The organism is Faecalibacterium tardum, assembly GCF_040096515.1.
Classification (GTDB): domain Bacteria; phylum Bacillota; class Clostridia; order Oscillospirales; family Ruminococcaceae; genus Faecalibacterium; species Faecalibacterium tardum.
The window spans coordinates 1-11967 of sequence record NZ_JBBMEO010000007.1; the positions used below are offsets into that span (position 1 = coordinate 1).

Below are 11967 nucleotides of genomic sequence, written 5' to 3' on the forward strand. Positions count from 1 at the left end.
ATCGCTTACCTCTGTATTATTTCTCTCAGTCTTATTACATCGTAGTTTGGCCGGGTCTTGAAGCGTATTCTGGACGGCTCCAGAATCGTCATTATCACGATTCAGAAAGCGTGATTTTGACGATTCTGACGAAAAATTCTTTACATAGATGAGATCGGGCTTGCCCAGCCCCCTCCGTTTGCGTTCAATCAGGCCGTACTCTTCCAGTTCTCGCAGCAGCTTGGTGGCTTTTTTATCGGCACAGCCCAGTGCATCCTGCACTTCCTGCACGGTATAGATGATGAACACACGCCCGGCCTTGTCCAACCAGCCGTTCCGGGCTGAAAGGCTCATGCGGTCGAGCAGGATGCCGTACAGCGTTTTGGCATCTGTGGAGAGCGGTTGGAAGCGGCTGTCTTGAAACAGCATTTTGGGAATCCGATAGAACGAGAACAGTTCACCGGATTGCCCATAGAAGTAATCAAGGTCTGCGGTTCTTGTCTGCTTTCTTTCGGGCATAGAGAATATCCCATTTTTCAGGTGTAGAACGGAACACGTTTACCTGCTTCTTATAAGGGCAGTGGGCATACAGGCAGGTGCGGAACTTGAAATCGGGTCGATAGTACGGGCACAGCTTGCAGCTGTCCGGGGCACGGTCGGAACCTTCGCCAGCGGCGATCACATGGTGCATGGAGTGCTGAACATGGCGCAGAGCTTCGTTTCGCTTGTGGCTCACTTGGCATCACCTCGTTTCTCCAGCGGTGCCATCAGGTCTTTGTAGCAGGGAACCAGCACACAGGGCTTTGCCCGCTTGTAGGGGCACCCTTCGCACTTGCTGGGGCCTTTGGGCGGCTCGATCAGGTAGTAGCAGTTCTCTTTGCCGAGAACGCAGCCCTTCTTTCGATTCTTCCAGAAGAAGCAGTGCCGGCAATCTGCCGGGCGGGAAGCATGGTAGCGGATACCGTCGATCGTGACGGTCAGAACTTTTTTCATCGGTAAACCCTCCTTTGGTGGATTCGGGAAGTTCGGCCCGAAAACAAAAAAGCGCGTTCCTCTTTCTGTTCCGAGAGAACAGCGAGTGAACGCGCTATGTATGGAGAAAAGTGTTTTGCACGGCTTCCAGCAGAAAGGTGGAAAATAGATTCACACAGATTATCTTGTATTTACATGGATTTACAGGAAAGCGTTTACCAATCTTAGCAGAGAGCCAGAAAACAGGGTTCAAAAGGCGCTTTATGAGGCTTCATTAGCTGGAAAGCCGATTTTATTAGCTGGAGCTGAAAATTCTGCTAATGGCATTAGCTGGCTAATTTTGGTGATAGGTTCAAAATGAAAAATGCGAAGATCGTCTTTCACATGGAAAAATGACCTTCGCATTTCTTAAAAGGATGTCCCTACCCGGGTTCGAACCGGGGGCGTTTCGCTTAGGAGGCGAACCCTCTATCCAGCTGAGGTATAGAGACATATATGTATTATCGTTGATTTTTGACTTTTCTGCACTTTGTATGGAATGCTTTTCACAACGAAGTGACCGACTGCGTTGCAACCGGAACGGTGTTAAACTTGTTGCATCAAAAATTGTTGAGAAAACTTCGATTCCCGGTCTTGCTTTTGATTAGAGCAATCACTTCTGCCCCCAAGGTATCAGGTTGACCGAATTCTTAGGAGATGGCCCCAGTGCATATATTCCCTATCAACGGGGATAAAGAAAATGCAGTTATATCAAGGCTTTTCTCCATGTTCTCTATAAACCTTGTACAAGCAAAATCAAGCAAAAACAAAGGATTTTAGCCCCCTATTGTTTGCACTCTGTTTGCAAAGGCGCGAAATTTGGCGTTAGCCAAAAGTTCAATTCCCGTCGAGACTTAATTATATTCATGGTATCGTGGACATAGTTTACCATACATAGAGGTTCATTACAAGAGGTATAGAGCCAGTAAAAGTGCCTGTTTTATCTTTTTCAGGAAAGGTAGAGCAGGCACTTTTTTTCATATCTAAACTTAGAAAGAAATGAGGTGAAATTATGAATACACAGATTATTGCCATAGCCAACCAAAAAGGTGGTGTCGGCAAAACAACCACTTGTGCCAATCTTGGAATTGGTCTGGCGCAGTCCGGGAAGAAAGTCCTTCTGATTGACGGAGACCCACAGGGAAGCCTGACCATCAGCTTGGGCAATCCTCAGCCTGATAAGCTGCCCTTTACACTGTCAGACGCTATGGGCCGTATTTTGATGGATGAACCAATTCGTCCCGGCGAGGGTATCCTGCACCACCCTGAGGGCGTAGACCTGATGCCTGCGGACATCCAGCTATCTGGTATGGAGGTATCTCTGGTAAACGCTATGAGCCGAGAAACCATTCTGCGACAATATCTGGACACGCTGAAGGGGCAATACTCCCATATCCTTATTGATTGCCAGCCCTCCCTGGGTATGCTTACGGTCAATGCACTGGCTGCCGCTAATAGGGTTATAATCCCCGTCCAGGCAGAGTATCTTCCAGCTAAAGGTTTGGAGCAACTTTTGCAAACTATCAATAAGGTTCGCAGACAAATCAATCCTAAGCTGCAAATTGATGGGATTCTGCTGACGATGGTAGACAGCCGAACCAACTTTGCCAAAGAAATCTCCGCTCTTCTGCGCGAAACCTATGGCAGTAAGATCAAGGTGTTTACATCAGAAATTCCTCATTCTGTCAGGGCTAAAGAAATCAGTGCTGAAGGAAAAAGCATTTATGCCCATGATCCTAATGGCAAAGTGGCTGAGGGCTACAAAAATCTGACGAAGGAGGTATTGAAACTTGAAAAGCAGCGCGAAAAAAATAGAGCTGGCCTCAGTAGATGACCTGTTTTCTACAGAAGAAAGTCGGCAAGACGAGCAACTGGAAAAAATTCAGGAAATTCCCCTATCTGAACTGCATCCGTTCAAGGATCACCCCTTCAAGGTCAAGGATGATGATGCAATGATAGAAACCGCAGACAGCATCAAAAAGTATGGTGTGTTGGTTCCTGCGATTGCCAGACCACTGCCTGATGGCGGTTATGAGCTGGTAGCCGGTCACAGACGCCGCAGAGCCAGCGAATTGGCCGGAAAAGAAACCATGCCTGTCATTGTGCGCGACTTGGATGACGATGCTGCCACAATTATTATGGTTGACAGCAATTTGCAGCGAGAAAATCTGCTCCCCAGTGAAAGGGCTTTTGCCTACAAAATGAAGCTGGAAGCCATTAAACATCAAGGAGCAAGAACAGACCTGACTTCTGTTCAAGTTGAACAGAAGTTGAGCGCCAGAGACCAGGTGGCAAAAGAAGCCGGTGAACGAAGCGGTATCCAGGTAATGCGATATGTTCGTTTGACTGAACTGATTCCAGAGCTTTTGGATATGGTGGATGAAAAGAAAATCGCATTTAACCCAGCCTATGAACTCTCTTTTTTGAAACCGGACGAACAGCAAATGCTGGTGGAAACAATGGACTATGAGCAGGCTACCCCTTCTCTCTCTCAGGCTCAGCGAATGAAAAAGTTCAGCCAGGAAGGGAAATTGTCAGAAGATGTGATGCTTGCCATCATGTCAGAGGAAAAAAAGGGTGATCTGGATAAAGTGACCTTGAGCAGCGATACCTTGCGAAAGTATTTCCCCAAAAGCTATACACCGGCCAAAATGCAGGAAACCATTATTAAACTGCTGGAACAATGGCAGAAAAAACGCCAACGAGATCAGGAACGATGAAGGGAGAGCCTATGAAAGATATTGCAGCAAGGGAACTGAAAGGCCACAACATTCTTGCAGTGGAGCGATTTTGGGACAGCACTTTCTGGATGATTGAGTTTACTGTCTTGCGCCCTACTGCTTATGGAGAACCTGGTGACGAAATGAGGCTTTTTCTCACAGAGGACGGGTATCAGTCAGCTCTGCAAAGCCAGCAGCGTCGAGAAATCAAAATTAAGAGATATGCCCATGTTATTGAGGGGCATATCCTCGACTTCAAGCCTAAAAAACACCGTCGTTCATAACCGATACAACGAAAGGAAAGGAATGAATATGTGTACTGTAAGAGAAATCCGAGAAGCTATTCAAGAAGATTGCCGCTCACAGCGTGATATGGAATCCACCGAGATTGACCGTGTTTTTCAAACCTTACCATTTTCTCAGGAAAGGGATCTGTTTGATAAACCACCAATGCCAAAACGCCCCTACCGACGCAAGAAAAAAGATACAGACAGACCCTAACCGCTGCCACAATTCTTTTATGAATTGCGGCTTTTTTCATACCTGAGAAATGAAAGGAGTGAAGTAAATGGCTGTTTTTCGTGTAGAACGCACTGGCGATTACACGGTTATGAGCAATTTTCATCTAAAAGACAAACGACTTTCTTTGAAGGCAAAGGGTCTCTTGTCGCAAATGTTATCTCTGCCTGATGACTGGGATTATACGCTGTCAGGACTCAGCTATATCAATCGAGAAAGCAAAGATGCAATCCGCTCTGCTGTCAATGAGCTTGAAACAGCCGGATACATTCGGCGCAGACAGACAACTGATGCTTCTGGTAAATTCGCAGCCAATGAGTATACCATTTTTGAGCGTCCCATCGAGGGAGAACCGATGTTGGATAAGCCGTTGTCGGAAAACCCGATAACGGTAAACCCGTCAGCGGTAAATCCGTTACCGGAAAATCCAACACAATTAAATACTAAGAAATCAAATACCCAAAAACAAAATACTCATGGATCAAATACCGATTCCATTCCCTTCCGGGAAACAGCGGCGGTAATACCGCCGGAACGGAAAGGAAGGGATGCGATGTCTGTCACAGAGATAGAAAATTATCGGGAATTGATTTTGGAGAATATCGAGTATGATTGTCTGAAGCAGCGTTATCCTCTCTACCTGGATGACCTAAATGAGATCGTAGAGCTGTTGGTAGAAACGGTCTGTGCCAAACGAAAGACCACCCGGATCTCTGGTGCGGACTTTCCTCATGAAATTGTACGCTCCCGCTTTTTGAAGCTGGACAGCTCTCACATCGAGTTTGTCATGGACTGTCTGCAAAAGAACACCACCCAGGTACACAACATCAAGCAGTACCTGCTTGCAGTGCTGTTCAACGCTCCTACCACCATGAATAACCACTACACTTCACTGGTAAATCACGATATGCACGCAGGCGGCTGGTAATCAGCCGCTTTTGTATTACACCAAAGGAGGCACAGCATGAATCAGATTGAAATTTTCAATAGTCCAGAGTTCGGAAGCATTCGCACTTTGGAACAGAATGGCAAAGTATTATTTTGCGGTACAGATGTGGCAACAGCGCTGGGATATACCAATCCACGCAAAGCCGTCCGCGACCATACCAGGGGTGGAACGAAATGTTCCATAGGGGTCCAGACTGGGAAAAAGGCAGATGGAAGCCCCGCGGTACAAATGGTCGAAATGCTCTTTATCCCCGAAGGTGATCTATATCGTCTGATCGCCCATAGTAAACTGCCGTCAGCGGAACGGTTTGAACAATGGGTGTTTGATGAAGTTCTACCTGCCATTCGCAAGCACGGAGCCTATCTCACAAAAGAGAAGTTGTGGGAGATAGCCACTTCTCCGGAAGCTCTGATAAAGCTCTGCTCCGAGCTGCTTGCTGAGCGGGAAGAAAATGCGTCGCTACGAGAGGAAAATGCCCTGCTGGAGAGTAAGGCAGCCTTTTATGATTTGTTCATCGACCTCAATCACAGTACCAACCTCCGCACCACCGCCAAAGAGTTGCTTGTCCCGGAGCGTCGGTTTGTCCGTTTCCTTCTGGAAAAGCGTTTTGTGTACCGCACCGCATCCGGTAATGTACTGCCCTATGCAAAGCCAGCCAATGAAGGACTGTTTTGTGTCAAAGACTACTGCAATCACGGGCATATCGGCTCCTATACGCTGATAACCCCGCAAGGCAAACTCTACTTTGCTCAGCTGAGAGACATGATTTTGATGGTTGTATGAGAGTGGGAAAGGAAGTGAGTTTTATGCCAGAAGGCAAAACAATCGGTCAGCTGATGGAAGAAATGCGCCAGAAAGCTGGAGCGCAGAACTATCACGGCCATGACTACATGGATCTCCAGCGATTTGCTGAGAACACCCGGCACATGATTATTTTTGATGTGCTGACGCATGACTCCCCGGTGGGCTGGAAAGGTGAACGAACCCGCCTGTTTTTGTCAGATAAGGGCTATGAAAAAGCTCTGGACAGTCAGGCAAAGGGACAGATCAAGATTCTCAGTCATGCAAAGGTCAGAAATGGAGATTTGCTCTATGACCGTTCTGAGCAAATTCGTTGAGGGCGGTTCGATGAAGAAATACCTTCTCCGGCGGCTGGTGGTCCCGCCTTAGAAATAAATGCACCACCCCTGCACATTTTGTGGAAAGGAGGCGATGAAAATGCAGGAAGAAGTGGAAAACAGGACTTTAACGCTGGTTGTCAGCGGAACAAAGTTCACCGGCAGGCTGCTCAAAGCCGCCATCAGCAAGTACCTTGCCCACCGCAAGGAAAAGAAGCTGCAAAAGCAGAGAAGCCGTGACGCGCCTGTGAAGCCCCAGGGCAAGCAGACGGTGAAACAGCTGATTGGTCAAAACCAAGGGGTTTCCAACATCGAGATCACCGACCCCTCCATCAAGGAGTTTGAGAAGATCGCCCGGAAATACGGCGTGGACTATGCGGTGAAGAAGGACCGCAGCAGCTCCCCACCCAAGTACCTGATCTTTTTCAAGGGTCGGGACGCGGATGCCCTGACCGCTGCTTTTACCGAGTACACCGGGAAAAAGGTCAGAAAGGCGGAGAAATCCGAGCGCCCGTCCGTGCTGGCAAAGCTGAGCCAGTTCAAAGAACTGGTAAAACACGCCGTCGTGGACCGGAACAAGCGGAAGGAGCTGGAACGATGAAAAAGCAGCTGAACATCAAAAAGCTCATTTTGCTGAATCTGCCGTATATCCTGATGGGGCTTTTCTCCACCAACTTCGGTGAAGCGTGGCGGATGGCCGTGGGTGCGGACGCTTCGGCAAAAATGCTCTCGTTCTTCTCCACGCTGCCGGTGGCGCTGGCCAGCTGGTGGCCCAGCCTGCACCCGCTGGACCTGCTGGTGGGCCTGTGCTGCTGCGGCGGCCTGCGGCTGGCTGTGTACCTGAAAAGCAAGAACGCCAAGAAGTACAGGCACGGCATGGAATACGGTTCCGCCCGGTGGGGAACCCATGAGGACATTACACCCTACATCGACCCGGTATTCCAGAACAATGTGATTCTGACGAAAACGGAGAGCCTGACAATGAACAGCCGCCCCAAGGACCCAAAGACCGCCAGAAACAAAAATGTGCTGGTGATTGGCGGCTCCGGTTCCGGTAAGACCCGCTTCTGGCTCAAACCGAATCTGATGCAGATGCACAGTTCCTATGTGGTCACAGACCCGAAGGGAACCATTTTGGTGGAGTGCGGAAAAATGCTCCAAAGGGGCGCACCCAAGCTGGGGAAAGACGGAAAGCCAATGAAGGATAAGCACGGCAAGGTCATTTATGAGCCGTACCGAATCAAGGTCCTCAATACCATCAACTTCAAGAAATCCATGCACTATAACCCTTTCGCCTATATCCATAGCGAAAAGGACATCTTGAAGCTGGTCACAACGCTGATCGCCAACACCAAAGGCGAAGGCAAGGCCGGAGACGATTTCTGGGTCAAGGCAGAAACGCTTCTCTATTGTGCGCTCATTGGCTATATCCACTATGAGGCTCCGGTGGAGGAACAGAATTTTTCCACCCTTATTGAGTTCATCAACGCCATGGAAGTCCGGGAGGATGACGAGGAGTTCAAAAACCCCGTGGATCTGATGTTTGACGCATTGGAAGCAGAAAAGCCAAACCACTTTGCGGTGCGCCAGTATAAGAAATATAAGCTGGCGGCAGGTGTTGTATGCTCTAAAAGACTTCTTAATCAAGTGGTTGGGAAGTCTCTTAGAACACATAACCTAAAGTCGTAGAAAGGAGCGCAAGCAATGAGAAGAAACGAGAAAATCACCGCTCTTTACGAGCGTTTGAGCCGTGACGATGATTTACAGGGCGAAAGCAATTCCATCTCCAACCAAAAGAAATTGTTGGAGGACTACGCCGCCCAGCATGACTTTCCGAATCCTGTCCACTTTACGGATGATGGTATCAGCGGCACTTGTTTTGACCGCCCCGGATTTTTAGCCATGATGAAAGAGGTTGAAGCCGGGAATGTGGAATACCTCTGTATCAAGGACATGAGCCGTCTGGGGCGTGACTATCTGAAAGTCGGTCAGATTATGGAAATCCTGCGACAGCGTGGTGTGCGCCTTATCGCCATCAATGACGGCGTGGACAGCGCCAGAGGGGATGATGATTTCACCCCTTTCCGCAACATCATGAACGAGTATTACGCCAGAGACACCAGCCGTAAAATCCGTTCCACTTTCCAATCCAAAGGCAAGACAGGCAAGCACCTCACAGGCTTAGTCATTTACGGCTACCTCTGGAACGAGAAACGAGACCAATGGTTGGTTGACCCCGAAGCTGCCGAGGTTGTGAAGCGTATCTTTGCCATGACGATTGACGGTTTCGGTCCGTATCAGATCGCCAATAGGCTGAAAGAAGATAAAGTCCTCATTCCGTCCGCTTACCTTGCACAGCATGGCGAGGGCGTGAATAAAAACAAGACTTTCAAAGATGTGTACGGCTGGGGTTCTTCCACCATCGTCAATATTCTGGAAAAGCGTGAGTATCTGGGACACACCATCAACTTCAAGACCCGAAAGCATTTCAAGGACAAGAAAAGCCATTATGTTCCGGAGGACGAATGGACGATTTTCGAGAATACCCATGAAGCTATCATCGACCAGCAGACCTTTGACCTTGTGCAGAAAATCCGCAGCAAGGTCAGACGCTACCCGGACGGCTGGGGCGAAGTTGCACCCCTCACAGGCTTGCTTTATTGTGCCGATTGCGGCGGCAAGATGTATGTCCACCGCACCAACAATGGCAAGCGCATTTCTCAATATACCTGTTCACAGTACACCAAAGTCCCAGTCGGAACGCTCTGCAAGACACAGCACCGTATCAATGAAGATGTGGTACTTTCTCTTGTCTCCGAAATGCTCAAAGCCATTGCCGAGTATGCCAAGCATGACCGAGCCGAGTTTGTCCGAGTGGTACAGGAAGCGCAGTCAAGCCAGCAGACGGCAGAGGTCAGGAAACAGCGGACACGCCTTGCCGCCGCCAAGCAGAGAGTTTCCGAGCTGGAAGTACTGCTCTGTAAAATCTATGAGGACAACATTTTAGGAAAGCTGTCCGACAGCAGATATGCCACTCTGGACGCTCAATACGAAAAGGAGCAGTCCGAGCTTACCGCTGAAATCTCTGCTCTGGAAAAGGCAGTCAGGAGCTATGAGAAGCACGAAAAGGACGCTGACCGTTTTATCGCTCTGATTGACAAATACGAAAACTTTGACAAGCTGACGATTGCCATGCTCAATGAATTTATCGAGAAAATCCTTGTGCATGAGCGTGACCGCAAAGGCAGTACCCAGACCACACAGGAGGTTGAGATTTACTTCAATTTCGTGGGGCGTTTCGTTCCCCCGGCGTTTGGAGAAGCAGAGCTGACCCCGGAGGAATTAGAGGAAATCCGCAAGCGTGAGGAACGCAAGGACAGGCTTCATCAGAACTACTTGAAGCGTAAAGCCAGCGGAGCGCAGAAGCGATACGAGGATAAAATCAAGGAGAGGAAAAAAGCGGAAATCGAAGCCAAGAAAGCCGCCATTCGTGCGGAGGACATTGCAAAGGGCGTGTTCGTCCCGGTCAGCAGTTTACCGCAGAGAGAACCGCAGAAAGGAGCGCAGATTGCATGAATATCACTTACAGACAGAACGGAGATTATCTTATTCCGAACATCGTTATCCACAAGACGAAGCCCATCGGACACTACGGCAGACTTCGCAAGGCGTATCTGGAAATGCACCGCCCGATACTGTTCAATGAGCTGGTGCTATCCGACAAGCTCTTTGAGCATTGTGCCGAGATTGACGAAGCGGCACGAAACCGCATGGAGCTGATCGTGCCGGAGCTGGCAAAGCGAAATGGCGTGACCGAGCAACTGAAAGCCGAAAACCAAATGGAATGGGTACGGCAGATGAACGCTTGCAAGGCACAGGCAGAAGCGATTGTAAAGTTTGAACTGATTTATGATTGACACCGAGAGCGCCCGGACGAAAAATGTTCGGGCGTTCAAATTATTTTGAACGAACTGTAACTTTTTCAGTAAGCCTATTGACTTGAATTGCGAAAGTGAGTATAATTAGTTTCGCTATTTAGGATTACTGAATAGTGAAACTAAAGTGAGGTAGAGAGTATGGATAATAGGTATGTGCAACAATTTAAAAAAGGCTCTCTTGAAATGATACTCTTGTCTCTGATTGGGCGCAAGGAAACGTACGGCTATGAGATAATCACCGAGTTAAATGATAGTGCGTCTGTCTTAGGCTATGCAAAAGAAGGAACGATTTATCCTATTTTGTACCGTTTACAAGAAGCAGACTTAATTCAATGTCGATTAGCACCTGCGGCGGCGAATGGCGGCTCAAGAAAATATTACTCCCTTACTCCCAAAGGAAAGGAAGTCTTACAGAAATTGATTATGTTTTGGGCAAGCTACACAGATTGCGTAAATAGCTTTATTGCCGCCTATCAACAAACGGAGGTATCAGAATGAAAGAGCAATATATTAAGCAAGTGGAAAAAGAACTGCACTTATCACGCAAAGAGAGAATGGAAGTCTTGCGTGATCTAAATGAAATCTTTGCTTCGGCTGTCGAACACGGCGATACGGAACAACAAGTTATTGAACGCTTGGGAACACCAAAAGATTTTGCGGATAGTACCGCAGAACAATTCGGGATTGATAACACATCATCACAGAAACGAAAAGGAATCATTTCAAGTGTTGTCGCACTTCTCATTGCTGTTGCTTCTTTCGTGATTTACGCCACTACCAAAAACGGAAGAACACCAGAAGGAGCAATCGGACAAGCTGACGCAATGACGAACATTCAAGTCGAGGGGGCATTTAGGTTTGACGCTTTGCAAATAATTTTGGTTGTTGGTGTAATCGCTGTTGCGTTTGCAGTTATTCAGATTATACGAACAGTCCGCAAAAACAGGAGGTAACTATGAAAAAGTTTGTTTCAATAATCGCTGTTTTACTTATACTTTCTTTGGTAGCTTGTTCCAATCAAGACACGCCGCCCACTACGGATAATTCAAGCAATACCCAATCCGAAAATATTACCATGCTTGACGAGGGGGTATGGCCTATGAATGAATACACGGAAGGCCTTCCTGTTCCATCCGGTACAGTTGCATGGGCTATGCTTGATACAGAACACGAAAATTGCGGTATCAGCATTGTAGATATAGCCGAAAGCGATTATCATGATTATATGAAGCTTTTGGAGCAAGAGGGCTTTTCCGTGATTGAGGATGTGTCCGAAGAAATCAAGGGACAGGACTATGTTTCTATTGGCACTCTTCTGTCAAATGGAGAAAAGGGATTGGGCATCAGCTACATACCTGATAACTTAACTATTTACATTTCATTTATTAAAGAATAAGAAAGTGTAATGTAGTACCAAAAGAAAAATCCCTTTAGGAACTAAAGGGCGCACTTCTATACTCTCCTGACGAGAGTAGTGCGTCCTGCGGAGCTTCATTCTCCGTCAGCAGAAGAAAACTGCTTGACCGAGAATGTTGCGTCACTTCGTTCCGTCAAGGTGGCTACACCCCCTTGCACCGCTAAAGCGGCTATCCCCTGTGGACTTGCCGTCCGCAAACGGTTTTGACAAACCGTTCGCCGCCAGCAAGTTTGAAAAATCGAATATCGAAAAATTGACCGTTGACACACATTCCCATGTACAAAAGTTGACGGTCTTTTTTTATACCCATTTTCAA

The 11967-nt window shown here is 47.8% G+C and carries 16 protein-coding genes, 1 tRNA gene and 1 pseudogene; 14 read left to right on the forward strand and 4 right to left on the reverse strand.

What is annotated here, in order from left to right:
* The 4 genes from WMO44_RS06425 to WMO44_RS06440 all read right to left on the reverse strand — a co-directional run.
* Positions 1 to 498 (reverse strand): replication initiator protein A (locus WMO44_RS06425; protein WP_349152113.1); only part of this gene is annotated, 498 nt, incomplete at its 3' end.
* Positions 461 to 715, reverse strand: a complete 255-nt coding sequence (locus tag WMO44_RS06430) for a hypothetical protein (protein ID WP_005924919.1) — start codon at positions 713 to 715, stop codon at positions 461 to 463. The genes WMO44_RS06425 and WMO44_RS06430, both read right to left, overlap by 38 nt.
* Positions 712 to 972: a hypothetical protein gene (locus WMO44_RS06435; protein WP_154256648.1), complete on the reverse strand. Its 261-nt coding sequence runs from the start codon at positions 970 to 972 to the stop codon at positions 712 to 714. Before WMO44_RS06435 ends, WMO44_RS06430 begins: the two co-directional genes overlap by 4 nt.
* A gap of 396 nt (positions 973 to 1368) precedes the next feature.
* Positions 1369 to 1442 (reverse strand) — tRNA-Arg (locus tag WMO44_RS06440).
* Between the two features lie 560 nt (positions 1443 to 2002).
* Here WMO44_RS06440 and WMO44_RS06445 point away from each other — a divergent pair.
* From WMO44_RS06445 to WMO44_RS06510, 14 genes and pseudogenes are all read left to right on the forward strand, one after another.
* Positions 2003 to 2824 carry a ParA family protein gene (locus WMO44_RS06445; RefSeq protein WP_002569249.1) on the forward strand — a complete coding sequence of 274 codons (822 nt, stop codon included), beginning with the start codon at positions 2003 to 2005 and terminating at the stop codon, positions 2822 to 2824.
* Positions 2781 to 3710 (forward strand): ParB/RepB/Spo0J family partition protein, encoded by a 930-nt coding sequence (locus tag WMO44_RS06450; RefSeq protein WP_006059569.1) that lies wholly within the window; start codon positions 2781 to 2783, stop codon positions 3708 to 3710. The genes WMO44_RS06445 and WMO44_RS06450 overlap by 44 nt, the downstream gene beginning before the upstream one ends.
* Positions 3711 to 3721: 11 nt before the next feature.
* Positions 3722 to 3994 (forward strand): DUF5720 family protein, encoded by a 273-nt coding sequence (locus tag WMO44_RS06455; RefSeq protein ID WP_007862445.1) that lies wholly within the window; start codon positions 3722 to 3724, stop codon positions 3992 to 3994.
* 28 nt (positions 3995 to 4022) lie between these two features.
* Positions 4023 to 4211, forward strand: a complete 189-nt coding sequence (locus WMO44_RS06460) for a hypothetical protein (RefSeq protein ID WP_006059571.1) — start codon at positions 4023 to 4025, stop codon at positions 4209 to 4211.
* Positions 4212 to 4278: 67 nt separating this feature from the next.
* Complete coding sequence (locus WMO44_RS06465) at positions 4279 to 5157, forward strand: DUF6017 domain-containing protein (RefSeq protein ID WP_006059572.1); 879 nt, start codon at positions 4279 to 4281, stop codon at positions 5155 to 5157.
* Between the two features lie 36 nt (positions 5158 to 5193).
* Entirely contained in the window at positions 5194 to 5961 is a 768-nt protein-coding gene (locus WMO44_RS06470; protein ID WP_002589066.1) for a BRO family protein, read from the forward strand.
* Positions 5962 to 5984: 23 nt separating this feature from the next.
* A complete protein-coding gene (locus WMO44_RS06475; RefSeq protein WP_008723307.1) occupies positions 5985 to 6296 on the forward strand; it encodes a DUF5720 family protein in 312 nt (103 codons plus the stop codon).
* 100 nt (positions 6297 to 6396) lie between these two features.
* Positions 6397 to 6897 (forward strand): PcfB family protein, encoded by a 501-nt coding sequence (locus WMO44_RS06480; protein WP_008723309.1) that lies wholly within the window; start codon positions 6397 to 6399, stop codon positions 6895 to 6897.
* Positions 6894 to 7940: pseudogene (locus WMO44_RS06485) on the forward strand (type IV secretory system conjugative DNA transfer family protein); the annotation flags it as partial. The gene WMO44_RS06480 and the pseudogene WMO44_RS06485, both read left to right, overlap by 4 nt.
* Before the next feature lie 60 nt (positions 7941 to 8000).
* Positions 8001 to 9872, forward strand: a complete 1872-nt coding sequence (locus WMO44_RS06490) for a DUF4368 domain-containing protein (protein ID WP_349152114.1) — start codon at positions 8001 to 8003, stop codon at positions 9870 to 9872.
* On the forward strand, positions 9869 to 10213 hold the full coding sequence (locus WMO44_RS06495; protein WP_349152115.1) for a TnpV protein: 345 nt from the start codon (positions 9869 to 9871) through the stop codon (positions 10211 to 10213). Before WMO44_RS06490 ends, WMO44_RS06495 begins: the two co-directional genes overlap by 4 nt.
* 159 nt (positions 10214 to 10372) lie before the next feature.
* Positions 10373 to 10732: a PadR family transcriptional regulator gene (locus WMO44_RS06500; RefSeq protein ID WP_349152116.1), complete on the forward strand. Its 360-nt coding sequence runs from the start codon at positions 10373 to 10375 to the stop codon at positions 10730 to 10732.
* Complete coding sequence (locus tag WMO44_RS06505; RefSeq protein ID WP_349152117.1) at positions 10729 to 11187, forward strand: DUF1700 domain-containing protein; 459 nt, start codon at positions 10729 to 10731, stop codon at positions 11185 to 11187. The genes WMO44_RS06500 and WMO44_RS06505 overlap by 4 nt, the downstream gene beginning before the upstream one ends.
* Positions 11188 to 11189: 2 nt before the next feature.
* Positions 11190 to 11630 carry a hypothetical protein gene (locus tag WMO44_RS06510; RefSeq protein ID WP_349152118.1) on the forward strand — a complete coding sequence of 147 codons (441 nt, stop codon included), beginning with the start codon at positions 11190 to 11192 and terminating at the stop codon, positions 11628 to 11630.
* Positions 11631 to 11967 lie beyond the last annotated feature (337 nt).

Coding starts and splice junctions, on each gene's coding strand:
- WMO44_RS06480 (WP_008723309.1), top strand. CDS start 6,397: ATGCAGGAAGAAGTGGAAAACAGGACTTTAACGCTGGTTGTCAGCGGA.
- WMO44_RS06510 (WP_349152118.1), top strand. CDS start 11,190: ATGAAAAAGTTTGTTTCAATAATCGCTGTTTTACTTATACTTTCTTTG.
- WMO44_RS06495 (WP_349152115.1), top strand. CDS start 9,869: ATGAATATCACTTACAGACAGAACGGAGATTATCTTATTCCGAACATC.
- WMO44_RS06490 (WP_349152114.1), top strand. CDS start 8,001: ATGAGAAGAAACGAGAAAATCACCGCTCTTTACGAGCGTTTGAGCCGT.
- WMO44_RS06465 (WP_006059572.1), top strand. CDS start 4,279: ATGGCTGTTTTTCGTGTAGAACGCACTGGCGATTACACGGTTATGAGC.
- WMO44_RS06500 (WP_349152116.1), top strand. CDS start 10,373: ATGGATAATAGGTATGTGCAACAATTTAAAAAAGGCTCTCTTGAAATG.
- WMO44_RS06505 (WP_349152117.1), top strand. CDS start 10,729: ATGAAAGAGCAATATATTAAGCAAGTGGAAAAAGAACTGCACTTATCA.
- WMO44_RS06470 (WP_002589066.1), top strand. CDS start 5,194: ATGAATCAGATTGAAATTTTCAATAGTCCAGAGTTCGGAAGCATTCGC.
- WMO44_RS06460 (WP_006059571.1), top strand. CDS start 4,023: ATGTGTACTGTAAGAGAAATCCGAGAAGCTATTCAAGAAGATTGCCGC.
- WMO44_RS06435 (WP_154256648.1), bottom strand. CDS start 972: ATGAAAAAAGTTCTGACCGTCACGATCGACGGTATCCGCTACCATGCT.
- WMO44_RS06455 (WP_007862445.1), top strand. CDS start 3,722: ATGAAAGATATTGCAGCAAGGGAACTGAAAGGCCACAACATTCTTGCA.
- WMO44_RS06445 (WP_002569249.1), top strand. CDS start 2,003: ATGAATACACAGATTATTGCCATAGCCAACCAAAAAGGTGGTGTCGGC.
- WMO44_RS06475 (WP_008723307.1), top strand. CDS start 5,985: ATGCCAGAAGGCAAAACAATCGGTCAGCTGATGGAAGAAATGCGCCAG.